The sequence below is a fragment of the Micromonospora pattaloongensis genome (genome assembly GCF_900107255.1).
Taxonomy (GTDB): domain Bacteria; phylum Actinomycetota; class Actinomycetes; order Mycobacteriales; family Micromonosporaceae; genus Micromonospora_I; species Micromonospora_I pattaloongensis.
Window position 1 is genome coordinate 1167163 of the sequence record NZ_FNPH01000001.1, and the last position, 14299, is coordinate 1181461.

The following is a 14299-nucleotide window of genomic DNA, read 5'->3' on the forward strand; positions in this document are numbered from 1 at the left end:
GACCGGTCGCCACCTGGCACCCGAGCCCCCTGGAGGCGGGTTAGAGATGCCAGCGATCGTGCTCATCGGCGCGCAGTGGGGCGACGAGGGCAAAGGCAAGGTTACCGACCTGTTGGGTGAACGGGTCGACTACGTCGTGCGGTACTCCGGCGGCAACAACGCCGGCCACACCGTGATCACTCCGGACGGTCAGAAGTACGCCCTGCACCTCATGCCGTCGGGCGCGCTGTCGCCCAACGCGGTCATCGTGATCGGCAACGGCGTCGTGGTGGATCCGAAGGTGCTGCTCGCCGAGATCGACGGTCTCGCCGAGCGCGGCGTCGACGTGTCCCGGCTGCGGATCTCCGGCGACGCGCACCTGATCATGCCGCACCACCGGGCCCTCGACCGGGTGGTGGAGCGCTACCTCGGGTCGTCGCGGATCGGCACGACCGGCCGGGGCATCGGCCCGGCCTACGGCGACAAGGTCGCCCGGATGGGGATCCGGCTGCAGGACCTGCTCGACCCGGGCATCCTGCGCAAGAAGCTGGAGTTGGCGCTCCGGGAGAAGAACCAGATCCTGTTCAAGGTCTACAACCGCAAGGCGCTCGACGTCGACGCGGTGACCGAGGAGTACCTGGCGTACGCGGAGCGGCTGCGGCCGTACATCGCGGAGACGCGCACGATCCTGTGGGACGCGCTCGACCGCGGCGAGATCGTGCTGCTGGAGGGCGCCCAGGCCACGATGCTCGACATGGACCACGGCACGTACCCCTTCGTGACCTCGTCCAACCCGACGGCGGGCGGCGCCTGCGTCGGCGCGGGGATCCCGCCGACGGCGATCACGCGGGTGATCGGGGTCAGCAAGGCGTACACCACGCGGGTGGGCTCGGGGCCGTTCCCCACGGAGCTGTTCGACGAGAACGGGGCGCACCTGCGCAAGATCGGCGCCGAGTACGGCACGACGACCGGCCGGGAGCGTCGCTGCGGGTGGTTCGACGCGGTGGTGGCCCGGTACGCGGTCCGGCTCAACGGCATCACGGACCTGGTGGTCACCAAGCTCGACGTGCTGACCGGGCTGGAGAAGGTGCCGATCTGCGTCGGTTACGAGATCGACGGCAAGCGCTACGACGACATGCCGATGACGCAGACCGGGTTCCACCACGCCGTGCCGATCTACGAGGAGCACGACGGCTGGTGGGAGGACATCTCGAAGGCGCGCTCCGAGGCGGAGCTGCCGGAGAACGCCCGCCGCTACATCGCGCGGATCGAGGAGCTGTGCGGCGCCCGGGTGAGCGTCGTCGGCGTCGGCCCCGGTCGCGACGAAAACGTCATTCGCCACAACCTCCTCGCCTAACCCCCTCCCCCTTCCCCCTCCCCGAGTCTGCGCGTTGATCAAGGGAACGGCAGCAGGAATGCCCACGTTCCGTGCTGCCGTTCCCTTGATCACCTGAGGGCTCCGGGGGGTTATCCACAGGGGTGGGGGAGGGTGTGGGGCTGAGTTATCCCCAGGGGTTACATCGATCTCTCGCGGTCGCCCAGGGTGGCAGCCGTGGACGCACAGACGCTCATTCGTGGGGTGGCGGCGGGCCAGGACGGCGTGGTGACGCTGGCGCAGGCGCGCGACGCCGGGTTGCGCAAGAACGAGGTGGATTCACTCTGCCGTTCGGGCCGATGGCGACGGCTCGCGCTGGGCACGTACCTGGTCGACGCGCACCTCGTTCCGGACGTGCCGAGACGGGCCCGGATCCGTGCCGCCGTCACGTCACTCGGCCCGCGGGCCGTCGCGGTGCTCGACACCGCGGCCGAGCTGTACGGAATCGCGGGCCTGCGGCCCACCCCGGAGATCCACGTCTCGGTTCCCGTCGACGAACCGCGGGGGCAGCGCTTCCGTGACCCCTCGGTCGTCGTTCATCAGCTGACCCTGCAGCGGAGCGCGATCGCGGTCGCCTCCGGGATTCCGGCGACCACGCCGGTGAGGACCGTTGCCGACGTCATCCTCCGCGCGGACCGGCTGACGGCTGTGTCGGCGATCGACTCGGCGCTCAACTCACAGCTGCTGGCCGTAGACGATCTTGCGGTCGTGGCCGGGTTGATCGGCGGGCGGAGGGGGGCGGTCGCGGCGCGTGGCTTTCTGACCGAGGCGGATCCCCGCGCGCAGTCCCCGCTCGAGACGCGCGTGCGGTTGCGCTGCGCCGACGGGAGGGTGCCGCCGGACACGCTGCAGCATGAGATACGCGATGAGGACGGCTACCTACTCGGGATCGGCGACCTCGCGTGGCTGCGTGCACGAATCGTCGGGGAGGCGGACGGCAGAGGGCCGCACAGCGGCCCGGAAGCCCTCTACCAGGACCGCCGCCGCCAGAACCGCCTCGTCAACGCCGGCTGGTCGGTACTCCGCTTCACCTGGTCCGACACTCTGCGCCCCGACTACATCCCCTACGCCGTCCGCGCCGCGCTCGCCGCGGCACACTCCCGTTGATCAAGGGGATGGCAGCGTCGGGAGTCCCCAATTCTGCTGCTGGCCCCTTGATCAACGGGAGGAGCTGGGGGCGTCGGTAGGATCGGGGATCGTGCGCGTACTTCTGATCGGGGGTGGCGGGCGCGAGCACGCGCTCGCCCTCGGCCTCGCCGCCGACCCCGCCGTCGAGCATCTGATCGCCGCGCCCGGCAACCCGGGCATCGCCGCCGTCGCCGAGCTGCGTCCGGTGGACCCGAACGACCCCGAGGCCGTCGCGGCGCTCGCCGTCGAGACCGCAGCCGACCTGGTCGTGATCGGACCGGAGGCGCCGCTGGTCGCCGGGGTCGCCGACGCGGTACGCGCGGCCGGGGTCGCCTGCTTCGGGCCGAGCGGCGCGGCGGCGCGGCTGGAGGGTTCGAAGGCGTTCGCCAAGGAGATCATGACCGCGGCCAAGGTGCCCACCGCGCGCGCGTACACCTGCCGCACGCCCGAGGAGGCGGCGACGGCGCTGGACGACTTCGGTCCGCCGTACGTGGTGAAGAACGACGGGCTCGCCGCCGGTAAGGGCGTGGTGGTGACCGGGGACCGCGCCGCCGCGCTCGCGCACGCGCAGCAGTGCGGCCAGGTGGTGATCGAGGAGTTCCTCGACGGGCCCGAGGTGTCGCTCTTCGTCGTGACCGACGGTGAGGCGGCGGTGCCGCTGCTCCCGGCGCAGGACTTCAAGCGCGTCGGCGACGGGGACACCGGCCCGAACACCGGCGGGATGGGGGCGTACGCGCCGCTGCCGTGGGCGCCGGCCGGGCTTGTCGACGACGTGATGGCGACGGTGGTGCACCCGACGCTGGCCGAGATGCGTCAGCGCGGGATCCCGTTCGTCGGCCTGCTCTACGTCGGGCTCGCGATCACCGCCGCCGGCCCGAAGGTGATCGAGTTCAACGCCCGGTTCGGCGACCCGGAGACGCAGGTGGTGCTGGCGCTCCTGGAGACGCCGCTCGCCGGGCTGCTGAACGCGGCCGCGACCGGCACGCTCGCCGCGCACCCGCCGTTGCGCTGGCGTCCCGGGGCCGGCGTGACCGTGGTCGTGGCGTCCGCCGGCTACCCGGCCAGCCCCCGCAGCGGTGACGTGATCACCGGCGGGGAGTCCGCCGGCATCATCCACGCCGGCACGCGGCGCGGCCCGGACGGCGAGCTGCTCTCGGCCGGTGGGCGGGTGCTGTGCGCGACCGCGGTGGCTGCCGACCTCGGCGCGGCGCGCGCGGCGGCGTACGCCCTGGTCGACGGCGTGCGGCTGGAGGGTTCGCACCACCGGCGCGACATCGCGCTCGCGGCGCTGGAGGGGCGCGTCCGGGTCCCGCGTTAGGCGACGCCGCCCCGGCGTGGGCCCCCGCGGGGCAACGCGTGGGGGTCCGCCGGCCGCGGGAGCGGGACCCGTCGCTACCGCACCGGCACCGGGGCGAGCTCGTGGAACTCCTGCGGCAACTGCGCCATCACGTCCTCGAACTCCCCGGCCGTGACCGCGCTGCGCGCCGTCGTCAGCACTGCGCGCACCCCGTCGGTGACCTGCTCGGCGTCGAGCCCGCTGCGCTGCCACACACGGTTGAGGAACTCGTCGACGTCGAACTGTTCGGCCACCACCTGCCGCTTCGTCAGGGGCTCGTGCAACGGCTTGGGCAGTTGGGCCGCGAGGTCGCGGGCCTCGTCGCCGGGGATCCGTTCAGCAAGGGTCTGCAGCGTCGTGTACGAGAGGACCTCCGCCTGCTCGTACGGCAGTTTCGTCCGCCGGGCGACGGTGTCGACAAACTTGTCGTACTTCACGTCCCAGCCTCCTTCGCCATCTGGCATCTCACGGTGGCTACCCCGCGCTACCTCGGCAAAACGGAAGGACAGGGGGGCGGGTAGACCGGCGATGTGCGGGTATCCGGCAGCGACGAGGCCGACCCGACGACGCGAGGACGCGACGCCATGGTGATGGTGACGAACGAAGAGGTGCTGCGGTACCTCAAGACGCTGGACTTTCCGATGGACAAATGGGAGCTCGTCCGGCAGGTCGAGCAGCAGGGGGCGCCGCAGCACGTCCTCAAGGCGCTGCGGGCGCTGCCACCGCTGGACTATCGCAACAAGAACGAGGTGGTGCGGTCGGCGGCGACCGCGCTCGCCCCGGAGGTGGGCCCGCCGGAGCGGGCAGAGCGGGCGCGGTACCGCGAGCACCAGGAGGTCGCGCAACACCTCCGCGAGCGCTGACGCCGCCGGGTCCGCGCGCACCGAGGACCGCGAGCGCCGCCGGCCCTTGAGGCCCGCCGGCCCGCGCGAGCACCGAGGACCGCCGGCCCGCGAGGACGCTGGCCGCGAGCGCCGACGCGCGCGCTCGCGGGCCGCGCCTACCGCTGCTGCGGCCGGGGCAGGTCGCGGGTGACGACCTTGCCGGTGGCGTTGCGCGGCAGGAACGGTACGAAGAACACGTCGCGCGGCACGCAGAAGCGCGCGCGGTAGTGGCGTACGTATTCGCGCACCGCGTCGGGGTCGAGCGTCTCGTTCGGGTGCAGCGCGAGGTAGGCGGCGAGGCGCTGGCCGTACTCGGGGTCGGGGACGCCGATGACCGCGACCTCGCGGACCTGGGGCAGCTCGGCGAGGAGGTTCTCGACCTCGGACGGGAACACGTTCTCGCCCCCGGAGATGATCATGTCGTCCTCGCGGCCGTCCACGAAGAGCAGCCCGTCCGGGTCCAGGTGGCCGAGGTCGCCGGTTGCCATCAGGCCGTCGTGGCTCTCCTTGCCGAGCCCCGAGGTGTAGCCCTCGAAGAGCATCTCGTTGCCCACGAAGATCCGCCCGACCTGACCGGCCGGCACCGGCTCGCCGGCGGGATCGAGGATGGCCAGCCGGGTGCCGAACGGGGGCGTACCGGCGGTGTTGGGGGCACGGCGCAGGTCGGCGGGGGTCGCGATGGAGGCCCAGGAGACCTCGGTCGAGCCGTAGAGGTTGTAGATGACGTCGCCGTAGACGTCCATGAAGCGTGGGGCGAGGCCGCCGGGGAGCGCGGAGCCGCTGACGGCGACCACCTTCAGCGGCGGCCGCTGCGCCGGCGGCGGCACCTCCAGCAGTCGTTGCAGCATCACCGGCACCGCGAAGAGCGCGGTGCACCGGTGCTCGTCGAGCGCGCGCAGGGTGGCGGCCGGCTCGAACCGGCGCTGGAGCACGATCGTCGCCCGCAGCGCGAACGACACCTGCAGGGCGGCGTACCCCCAGGTGTGGAAGATCGGCGCGGCGATCATGATCTGCTCCCGCGCGTGCAGCGGGATCCGATCGATGATCGAGACCAGCGGCTTGAAGCCGCTCGGCGTGCGCCGGCGCGCCCCCTTCGGGGTGCCGGTGGTGCCGGAGGTGAGCACGATGGTGCGCCCGTCGCGTTCGGGGTGGCGCAGCTGGCCAGGGGGCGCCTGCTGGACGAGTTCCTCCAGCCGCCCCTCGTCGATCCGCTCGACCGACGCCGGCAGCCGGACGATCCGCTCCGTGAACTCGGCGTCGTGGACGAGCGCGCGCAGTTCCTGCTCCTGGGCGACGAGTTCGAGTTGCGCCGCGGAGAGGCCGGTGTTGACGAGGACGCTGTCCGCGCCGAGCAGGGTGGCCGCGACCATCGTCTCGACGAGTCCGTTGTGGTTGCGGCAGAGGACGCCGATCCGGTCGCCGGCGCGGATGCCGACCGCGGAGCGCAGCGACCGGGCGAGCTGTTCGGCGCGGCGCAGCAGCTGCGCGTACGTGATCTCGCCGCGCTGCTCGTCGATGAGCGCGACCCGGTGGGGGTCGCGGGCGGCCGCCTGCCGCAGCTCGCCGGCGATGGTGAAGCTCCACTTCCGCAGCGAGTTCAGCTGGGCCGCGACCCGCAGCGGGGAACCGGGCGTGAGCAGCCCCCGGCGGGCCAGCGTGGCGATCACAAACGGCAGATCCATCAGCGCGCGCCTCCGTTCAGCAGGGTCACGCCAACGCGGACGCCGGAGTGGGCGGCGCGGTCCGCTGGCGGCCGGTATGCGAGGAAGGCTCCCCGCCGCCGGGTGCGAGCCGCTCAGCGACGCGCGAACCGGGTAGCGGGGAGCCTATTGCAGGGATCAGCGAATCTGCATTCCCGAGATTGCCCGGGAGATGACCAGACGCTGGATTTCCGAGGTCCCCTCGAAGATGGTGTAGATCTTTGCGTCCCGGTACCACCGCTCCACCGGGTGCTCGCGGAGGAAGCCGGCGCCGCCGAGCACCTGCACCGCCTTCTCGGTGACCGCGACCGCGACCTCGCCAGCCTTCAGCTTCGACATCGAGCCCTCGCCGGCGGAGAACGGGCGGTTGTTCCGGCCCATCCAGGAGGCCCGCCAGACCAGCAGTCGGGCGGCGTCGATCTCCATCTTCATGTCGGCGAGCGCGAAAGCGATCGCCTGGTTCTCGATGATCGGCCGTCCGAACTGGACGCGCTGCTTGGCGTAGTCCAGCGCGTACTCGTACGCCGCGCGGGCGATGCCGAGCGCCTGCGCGCCGACCGTCGGCCGGGACAGCTCGAAGGTGCGCATCGCCGCCTGCGACGAGGCGCGCTGGCCGGAGCGGGCGCGGGCGAGTCGCTCGTCGAGCGCCTCCTTCCCGCCGAGCAGGCAGCTGCCGGGCAGCCGTACGTCGTCGAGGAAGATGTCGGCGGTGTGCGAGGCGCGCAGGCCGAGCTTCTTCAGCTTCTTCGTGGCGACCAGTCCGGGCGTGCCGGGCGGAACCACGAAGGCGGCCTGACCGCGGGAGCCGAGCGACGGGTCGACCGAGGCGGTCACCACGTGCACCGCGGCGATGCCGCCGTTGGTCGCGTACGCCTTCTGGCCGTTGAGCACCCACTCGTCGGAGGCCTCGTCGTAGACCGCCCGCGTGCGCATCGAGCCGACGTCCGAGCCGGCCTCCGGCTCCGTCGTGCAGAACGCCGCCACCGCCGGCTCGTCGACCGTGCCGAAGCACTGCGGAACCCATTCGACCATCTGGTCGGGCGTGCCGGAGCCGTAGATCGCGGCGACCGCGAGGGTGGTGCCGAAGATGCCCAGGCCGATGCCGGCGTCGCCCCAGAAGAGCTCCTCGTTGGCGATCGGCAGCGACAGGCCGGTGGGGTCGGCCCAGCAGTTGGCGATGAACTCGAAGCCGTAGAGGCCGACCTTCGCCGCCTCCTGGATCACCGGCCAGGGGGTCTCCTCGCGGGCGTCCCACTCGGCGGCGGCCGGGCGCACGACTTCCTTCGCGAAGCCGTGCACCCAGTCGCGCAGGTCCCGCTGTTCCTCGGTCAGGTCGAGCGAGAACTCCATGATCAGGCCTTGGGCATGTCGAAGAGGTTGGCGATGTTGGCGGCGAGGCCCAGGTCGCCCTTGGCCTTGAGCTTGCCGGTCATGAACATCATGACCGGGTTGGCGCCGCCGGAGACGACCTTGAGGAACTCGACCGGGCCCATGGTGAGCGTGAGCTTGGGGTCGCGGTCGGGGGTCGCGGAGGTGGTGCAGGTGCCGTTCTCGATGACGACCTCGTAGGTGTCGGTGCCGCCGTCGGGGCGCCCGGTGATGTTCCAGTGGATGACGGCGTTGGTGGAGCCGGCCCGGTCGGCGCGGAACAGCGACGGCATGCGGCCGAAGACCTCGTCGAGGATCTTGCCGCGGAGGTCGCCGCTCATCACCTCGGCGATCTGGGCGTCCGGGGTGGACTTGACGAGCTGGGCGAACTGCTTCGGGTCCACCGAGGCGAAGGTGGCCGGGTCGAACTCGGTCATCGCAGAAAACCTTCCGGACGGGTGGTAAACCTACTCGTGCGTAACCCTACGCACGAGTAGGTATGCTCGCAAGGGTGTCGACCGCTCCCACCTTCAAGCGCCTGCCCAGGGCCGTACGCGAGCAGCAGATGCTCGACGCGGCCGTGAAGGTCTTCTCCCGGCGCGGCTTCCACGCGGCGAGCATGGACGAGATCGCCGAGGATGCCGGGATCTCCAAGCCCATGGTCTACGCCTACCTCGGGACGAAGGAAGAGCTGTTCATCGCGGCTCTGCACCGCGAGGGCACCCGGATGATGGAGGCGATCGCCGCGGTGGTGGGGGACAACCTCCCGCCGGACGAGCAGCTCTGGCGCGGACTGCGCGCGTTCTTCGGCTTCGTCGGCGCGCACCGCGACGGGTGGGCGGTGCTCTACCGGCAGGCCCGCGCCGAGCAGCGCTTCGCCGGGGAGCTGGCGGAGATGCGCAGCCGGATCATCGAGGTGGTCGCGGGGATGCTGGGCCGCGCGGTGGAGGCGCGGTCGGCGCACGTGGACCGGCGCGAGGTCCGGGAGATCGACCTGGAGGTCATGGCGTACGCCCTGGTCGGCGCGAGCGAGTCGCTGGCCGACTGGTTGGCCGACCACCCGCAGGCCGATCCGGAGAAGACGGCGACCCGGATGATGAACGTCGCCTGGCTGGGCGCCGCCCAACTGCTCGCCGGCGACACCTGGCACCCCACCGACCCATAGAAACGACTCCTTCCTATGCGGAACGCGATAGGAAGGAGTCGTTTCCCGCACTAGATCCTGCCGGTGCCGGCGCCACCCGTGACGATCGACTTGACGTTGGCGGCCGGGTCGAGGCTGTAGCCGTACGGGATGCTCGCCACGCTGCCGCCGGTCTGGCCGGCGCCCGAGTTGACGAAGTGGTTGTTGCGGGCCACCAGGCCGCCGACCGGGGAGCTGCCCTCGCCGCGGTGGTACGGGTCCTCGACGTTCTCGAAGTAGTTGCCCTCGACCAGGACGCCCGCGTTGCAGGTGGAGGCGACGCCGTAGCCGCCGTTCGACCGGTAGTAGTTGTTGTAGACGTGCACCGGGTTGCCGAAGCGCACCCGCGGGTGGCGCTGGTTCGAGCCGTCGAACCAGTTGTGGTGGTAGCTCACCCGCAGGTGCCCGACGTCCTCGCCGGCGTTGCTGTCGGAGTGGCCGAGCAGCATCGACTTGTCGTGGCTGAAGACGCGGTTCCACGACACGGTGACGTAGTCGGAGCCGCGCTTGATGTCGACGGCGCCGTCGTACCCGTTGCTGAAGCTGTTGTGGTCGATCCAGACCCGGGTCGAGTACTGCACGTTGATCGCGTCATCGTTCCAGTTCCGGAAGTTGATGTTCCGGATGATGACGTTGCTGACCTTGTCGACGTTGAGCCCGCCGCCGGTGATGGTGGCGCCGCTGCCGACGCCGATGATGGTCTTGTTCGCGGCGACCTTCTGCATGCCGCTGATCGAGATGGTGCCGGAGAAGCGGATCACCCGGGCGCCGCTGGCCTGCATGTTGCTGATCAGGTCCGCCGCGGACGTGACGGTCACCGGGGCGGCGCTGCCGCCGCCGGTCGTGCCGCCACCCTGGGTGCCCCAGCCCTCGAGGTTGAACGTCGCGGCCGCGGCGCTCGGGGCGTTGAGGGTGGTGGCGACCAGCACCGCCACAACCGTGGCGGCAAGGCCGGGCATCCGCCGCAGTGCGGAGTGCGCGATTGACATGGTGGAACCTCCGAGTCGGGGAAGTGGAACCTACTCGGAAAGCGCTTTCCTCTACCAGCGAAGGCTATCGATGCCCCCACCCCCTGTCAACACACCCCTCGAAGAACTTCGATACCCCCACCCCCGCAGAGACGCGTCGATCTTGCAGTTATGGCCGGGGCAAAAGGGTTCGAATTACCGCAAAAGCAGGGCCACAACTGCAAGATCGACGTGGAAAGGGCTCAGCGGACCGTGCCAGACAGGTGGGGTTTGGCGGAGCGGGCGTCGTGTAGGGCGAAGTCCCAGGTTGGGGTGGCGCTGAAGGCCACCGTGGCGGGGAGCAGGATCGGCAGCTTGAACGCGACGTCCACCGTGTACGCGTCCGGCAGCCGCCCCTCCAGCGCCGCCAGGCAACGCGCCTTGCTCCACATCCCGTGCGCGATCGGACGCGGGAACCCGAACACCCGTGCCCCGAGGCGCGAGGTGTGGATCGGGTTGTGGTCGCCGGAGACCGCGGCGTAGTCCGTACCCACCCGCGGCGCGACCCGCCACTGCCCGGAAGCGGCCGGCGGCGCGGGCCGCTCACCCGGCTCGCGCCGCTCACCGCCGCCCGTGGGCTCCTTCCGCAGGTACGTCGACACGCCCCGCCACACCAGCTCGCCGCTGGCCCACGCGCTGGCCACGACGTCGAGCTGCCGCCCCCGTTCGTGCGGGCGGAGGTCGACGGCGCGCACCGACAGGTCGAGCGTCTCGCCGGCGTCGATCGGGCGCTCCACGGTGATCCGGTTGGCGACGTGCACCAGCCCGACGACCGGGAACGGGAACCCCGGCCCGGACATCAGCCGCATCGACAGCGGGAACGCCAGGATGTGCGGGTACGTGGCGGGCAGCGTGTCCGCCAGCCGGAACCCGCACACCCGGTCGTACGTCGCCAGGTGCGCCCGGTCCACGGTGACCCCGCGCAGCATCAGCTCCACGTCGGGCAGCGCGTCGCCGCCCCGGCGGCCGAAGCCGGGCAGCGCACCCAGCGCCGCCCGCCGGTAGAGCGCCCCGGTCGCGGGCGGCCGGTCCAGCTCGATGACACCCATCTAGGCCCCCAGCAGGCTCTGGCCGCAGACCCGGACCACGTTGCCGGAGATGCCGCCGGACGCGGGCGAGGCGAACCAGGCGATCGTCTCGGCGACGTCGACCGGCAGCCCGCCCTGGGCCATGCTGTTCATCCGGCGCCCTGCCTCGCGGATGAACATCGGGATCTTCGCGGTCATCTTCGTCTCGATGAAGCCGGGCGCGACGGCGTTGATGGTCACGCCCCGCTCGGCGAGCACCGGCGCCATCGACTGCACCAACCCGATCACGCCGGCCTTCGAGGTGGCGTAGTTGGTCTGGCCCCGGTTGCCGGCGATGCCGGCGATCGACGCGACGCCGACGACCCGGCCGCCCTCGCGGATGAGCCCGCGCTCCAGCAGCACGTCGTTGATGCGCTCGGTGCTCGACAGGTTGACGTCGAGCACCGAGTCCCACCGTCCGGCGTCCATCCTGCCGAGCGTCTTGTCCCGCGTGATGCCCGCGTTGTGCACCACGACGTCGACCTGGCCGTGCCGCTCGGCGAGGTGATCGGCGAGCCGCGCCGGCGCGTCGGGGGCGGTCAGGTCGAGCTGCAGCGCCGTACCGCCGATCTCGTTGGCGACCCCCGCGAGCGCGTCACCGGCGCCGGGCACGTCGAGCGCGATCACGTGCGCGCCGTCCCGGGCCAGGACCCGGGCGATCGCCGCGCCGATGCCGCGCGCCGCGCCGGTGACCAGCGCGACCTTGCCGTCCAGCGGCCGGTCCCAGTCGGCCGGCGGGTTGACCGCCGCCGCCGGGCCGATCCGGATCACCTGCCCGGAGACGTACGCGGACCGGCCGGAGAGCAGGAACCGCAGCGTGCTCTCCACGGCGGACTCCGCGCCGGGCGTGACGTAGACGAGCTGCGCCGTGGTGCCGCGGCCGAACTCCTTGCCGATGCTGCGGGTGAGTCCTTCGAGGGCGCGTTGGGCGGTGGCCTCGCGCGGGGCGTCGCACGCCTCGGGCGGCGTGCCGAGGACGATCACCCGACCGCTGGGCTGCAGCGCGCGGGCGACCGGGTGGAAGAAGTCGTAGAGCGCGCGCAGCCCGGTCGAGTCGGTGATGCCGGTGGCGTCGAAGATCAGCGCCGCGTGCGGCGCGGGCCGCCCGTTCTCGCCGGCCGGCGCCGCGTCGCGGAGCTCGACCCCGGCCGATGCCAGCATCTTGCGTACGGGTTCGAGCAGGCGGCCGCCGGGGGCGGCGCCGAGCAGCACCGGCCCGGGTGCCAGCGGGTCGCCCGGCCGGTGGCGGCGCAGCCGGGGCGGATCGGGCAGGCCGAGCCGCTTGACGAGTGCCTTGCCGGGTCCGGAGTGCGCGAAGCTCGCGTACCTGTCACTCATGGGCGTAGCCTACTCGCCAGTAGGTTAGAGGCAACCCATTGGAGGCGAAGTCGTGGAGACGGTACGTCGCGTCGCGATTCTCGGAGGCAATCGGATCCCGTTCGCCCGGTCGAACAGCCGCTACGCCGCCGCGTCCAACCAGGACATGCTGACCGCCGCGCTCGACGGGCTGGTCGCCCGGTTCGGGCTGGCCGGCGAGCGGCTCGGCGAGGTGGTCGCGGGCGCGGTGCTCAAGCACGCCCGGGACTTCAACCTGACCCGTGAGGTGGTGCTCGGCTCGAAACTCGACCCCCGCACCCCGGCGTACGACATCCAGCAGGCCTGCGGCACGGGCCTGGAGGCGGCGATCCTGGTCGCCAACAAGATCGCCCTCGGGCAGATCGACGTCGGCATCGCCGGCGGCGTCGACACCACCTCGGACGCGCCGCTGGCGCTCAACGAGGAGATGCGTCGGACGCTGCTGAAGATCAACTCAGCCCGTACGCTCGGCGAGCGGCTGCGCGCCGCGACCGCGTTGCGCCCGCTCCAGCCGTTCAAGCCGGAGATCCCGCGCAACGCCGAACCGCGTACCGGGCTGTCGATGGGCGACCACGCGGCGATCACCGCGGCGCGCTGGGGGATCGACCGGGAGTCCCAGGACGCCCTCGCGCTGGCGTCGCACCAGCGCCTCGGCGCCGCGTACGACCGGGGCTTCTTCGACGACCTGGTCACGCCGTACCTCGGGCTTAACCGGGACCAGAACCTGCGTGCGGACACCACGCTGGAGAAGCTCGGCAAGCTGCGCCCCGTCTTCGGCACCCGGGGCCCGGACGCCGACAAGGCCACGATGACGGCCGGCAACTCGTCGCCGCTCACCGACGGCGCGTCCACCGTGCTGCTCGCCTCGGAGGAGTGGGCGAAGGAGCACAAGCTGCCGGTGCTGGCGTACTTCTCGTTCTCGGAGGTCGCGGCCGTCGACTTCGTGCACGGCGAGGAGGGGCTGCTGATGGCCCCCGCCTACGCGGTGCCCCGGATGCTCGCCCGCGCCGGCCTGACCCTGCAGGACTTCGACTTCTACGAGATCCACGAGGCGTTCGCCTCGCAGGTGCTCGCCACCCTCGCCGCGTGGGAGTCGCCGGAGTTCTGCAAGGAGAAGCTGGGGCTCGACGCGCCGCTCGGCGCGATCGACCGGGACAAGCTCAACGTCAACGGTTCGTCGCTGGCGGCCGGGCACCCGTTCGCCGCCACCGGCGGCCGGATCGTGGCGACCCTGGCGAAGCTGCTCGCCGAGAAGGGCTCCGGCCGCGGTCTGATCTCGATCTGCGCCGCCGGTGGGCAGGGCGTGACCGCGATCCTGGAACGCTGACCCCGGGCGTACGTGCACGATCGCGAAGGATTGCTGGTGCTGTGACGGCAGCAATCCTTCGCGATCAACGAGCGTCTAGCGGGTGACTGCCCAACCGACGAATCTCGCGTGCAGGTCGCCGGCGGGCACGTCGGGCAGGTCGGGTGCGGCGTCGACGAAGTACGCGCCGAGGTAGATCGTCAGCGACACGGGTGCGCCGTCGAACTCGGCAAGCAGTTGGCGCTTGCGGGTGCGGCAGGGCCACTGCCCGCCGCAGCCTGCGCACGTCCAGTCGGCTGGCACCGGGTTGTGCTCGCTCACCGTGGCTCCGCATCCGCGTCTTCCGGCCCGGCTGCGAACTCGCCGGCGCTGATCAACGCCTCGCGGGCGTACCGCCAGTCGCGGCATCGCGACCGCAAGCAGACGGGACATGCGCCGATCACGGGGTCATCGGCGTGAATGCGGACGACGTCCCGGTAGTGCTGCACCAACTCGGGGGAGAGAGGTCGGTCGGCGGGCGGTGCGGGGCTCATCGTTGGTTCCACCTCGCGCAGCGCGGGCAGCGCAGCGACGACCCGCAGATGGTGCACCATCTGCGCGACTTCTGGTA

General features: G+C 71.7%; 15 protein-coding genes. 6 read left to right on the forward strand and 9 right to left on the reverse strand.

All coding sequences use genetic code 11. The features are described 5' to 3' along the window. Window positions 1–46 precede the first annotated feature (46 nt). The 3 genes from BLW47_RS05655 to purD all read left to right on the forward strand — a co-directional run bounded on the left by BLW47_RS05655 (window position 47) and on the right by purD (window position 3800). Entirely contained in the window at window positions 47–1336 is a 1290-nt protein-coding gene (locus BLW47_RS05655; protein ID WP_091552108.1) for an adenylosuccinate synthase, read from the forward strand. 195 nt (window positions 1337–1531) lie between these two features. Further along, on the forward strand, window positions 1532–2461 hold the full coding sequence (locus tag BLW47_RS05660) for a type IV toxin-antitoxin system AbiEi family antitoxin domain-containing protein (protein WP_091552110.1): 930 nt from the start codon (window positions 1532–1534) through the stop codon (window positions 2459–2461). 91 nt (window positions 2462–2552) lie between these two features. Then, window positions 2553–3800, forward strand: coding sequence for a phosphoribosylamine--glycine ligase (gene purD, locus BLW47_RS05665; RefSeq protein ID WP_091552113.1), 1248 nt, complete (start codon window positions 2553–2555; stop codon window positions 3798–3800). A gap of 74 nt (window positions 3801–3874) precedes the next feature. Here purD and BLW47_RS05670 read toward each other — a convergent pair whose 3' ends face one another. After that, complete coding sequence (locus tag BLW47_RS05670; protein ID WP_091552115.1) at window positions 3875–4255, reverse strand: DUF2267 domain-containing protein; 381 nt, start codon at window positions 4253–4255, stop codon at window positions 3875–3877. Between the two features lie 147 nt (window positions 4256–4402). On the opposite strand from BLW47_RS05670, the gene BLW47_RS05675 reads away from it, so the two are divergent. Continuing rightward, window positions 4403–4681 (forward strand): DUF2795 domain-containing protein, encoded by a 279-nt coding sequence (locus BLW47_RS05675; RefSeq protein ID WP_245736379.1) that lies wholly within the window; start codon window positions 4403–4405, stop codon window positions 4679–4681. 137 nt (window positions 4682–4818) lie between these two features. Here the strand turns inward: BLW47_RS05675 and BLW47_RS05680 are convergent, their stop codons facing one another. From BLW47_RS05680 to BLW47_RS05690, 3 genes are all read right to left on the reverse strand, one after another. After that, entirely contained in the window at window positions 4819–6384 is a 1566-nt protein-coding gene (locus BLW47_RS05680; RefSeq protein WP_091552118.1) for an AMP-binding protein, read from the reverse strand. Between the two features lie 156 nt (window positions 6385–6540). Continuing rightward, window positions 6541–7755 carry an acyl-CoA dehydrogenase family protein gene (locus BLW47_RS05685; protein ID WP_091552121.1) on the reverse strand — a complete coding sequence of 405 codons (1215 nt, stop codon included), beginning with the start codon at window positions 7753–7755 and terminating at the stop codon, window positions 6541–6543. Continuing rightward, window positions 7755–8207, reverse strand: coding sequence for an SCP2 sterol-binding domain-containing protein (locus BLW47_RS05690; protein WP_091552124.1), 453 nt, complete (start codon window positions 8205–8207; stop codon window positions 7755–7757). Before BLW47_RS05690 ends, BLW47_RS05685 begins: the two co-directional genes overlap by 1 nt. Window positions 8208–8281: 74 nt before the next feature. Between BLW47_RS05690 and BLW47_RS05695 the strand changes: the two genes are divergently transcribed. Further along, entirely contained in the window at window positions 8282–8935 is a 654-nt protein-coding gene (locus BLW47_RS05695) for a TetR/AcrR family transcriptional regulator (protein ID WP_175543502.1), read from the forward strand. 50 nt (window positions 8936–8985) lie between these two features. Here the strand turns inward: BLW47_RS05695 and BLW47_RS05700 are convergent, their stop codons facing one another. From BLW47_RS05700 to BLW47_RS05710, 3 genes are all read right to left on the reverse strand, one after another. Then, window positions 8986–9942, reverse strand: coding sequence for a pectate lyase family protein (locus BLW47_RS05700; protein WP_091552129.1), 957 nt, complete (start codon window positions 9940–9942; stop codon window positions 8986–8988). A gap of 221 nt (window positions 9943–10163) precedes the next feature. Continuing rightward, the gene (locus BLW47_RS05705) at window positions 10164–11009 is read right to left on the reverse strand and encodes a MaoC/PaaZ C-terminal domain-containing protein (protein WP_091552132.1); all 846 of its coding nucleotides are present in this window, start codon (window positions 11007–11009) and stop codon (window positions 10164–10166) included. Further along, window positions 11010–12365 carry a 3-oxoacyl-ACP reductase gene (locus tag BLW47_RS05710; protein WP_091552135.1) on the reverse strand — a complete coding sequence of 452 codons (1356 nt, stop codon included), beginning with the start codon at window positions 12363–12365 and terminating at the stop codon, window positions 11010–11012. Between the two features lie 52 nt (window positions 12366–12417). Between BLW47_RS05710 and BLW47_RS05715 the strand changes: the two genes are divergently transcribed. Continuing rightward, entirely contained in the window at window positions 12418–13710 is a 1293-nt protein-coding gene (locus BLW47_RS05715) for an acetyl-CoA C-acetyltransferase (protein WP_091552138.1), read from the forward strand. Window positions 13711–13785: 75 nt separating this feature from the next. Here BLW47_RS05715 and BLW47_RS05720 read toward each other — a convergent pair whose 3' ends face one another. Together BLW47_RS05720 and BLW47_RS05725 are read right to left on the reverse strand one after the other, a co-directional pair. Continuing rightward, entirely contained in the window at window positions 13786–14010 is a 225-nt protein-coding gene (locus BLW47_RS05720; protein ID WP_091552141.1) for a hypothetical protein, read from the reverse strand. Continuing rightward, the gene (locus BLW47_RS05725; protein ID WP_091552144.1) at window positions 14007–14282 is read right to left on the reverse strand and encodes a hypothetical protein; all 276 of its coding nucleotides are present in this window, start codon (window positions 14280–14282) and stop codon (window positions 14007–14009) included. Before BLW47_RS05725 ends, BLW47_RS05720 begins: the two co-directional genes overlap by 4 nt. Between the last annotated feature and the right edge of the window lie 17 nt (window positions 14283–14299).

Bases quoted from the DNA above. Each gene is read 5' to 3' on its own strand.
- BLW47_RS05655 (WP_091552108.1), top strand. From the start codon at position 47: ATGCCAGCGATCGTGCTCATCGGCGCGCAGTGGGGCGACGAGGGCAAA.
- BLW47_RS05675 (WP_245736379.1), top strand. From the start codon at position 4,403: ATGGTGATGGTGACGAACGAAGAGGTGCTGCGGTACCTCAAGACGCTG.
- BLW47_RS05680 (WP_091552118.1), bottom strand. From the start codon at position 6,384: ATGGATCTGCCGTTTGTGATCGCCACGCTGGCCCGCCGGGGGCTGCTC.
- BLW47_RS05690 (WP_091552124.1), bottom strand. From the start codon at position 8,207: ATGACCGAGTTCGACCCGGCCACCTTCGCCTCGGTGGACCCGAAGCAG.
- BLW47_RS05700 (WP_091552129.1), bottom strand. From the start codon at position 9,942: ATGTCAATCGCGCACTCCGCACTGCGGCGGATGCCCGGCCTTGCCGCC.
- BLW47_RS05705 (WP_091552132.1), bottom strand. From the start codon at position 11,009: ATGGGTGTCATCGAGCTGGACCGGCCGCCCGCGACCGGGGCGCTCTAC.
- BLW47_RS05710 (WP_091552135.1), bottom strand. From the start codon at position 12,365: ATGAGTGACAGGTACGCGAGCTTCGCGCACTCCGGACCCGGCAAGGCA.
- BLW47_RS05725 (WP_091552144.1), bottom strand. From the start codon at position 14,282: ATGGTGCACCATCTGCGGGTCGTCGCTGCGCTGCCCGCGCTGCGCGAG.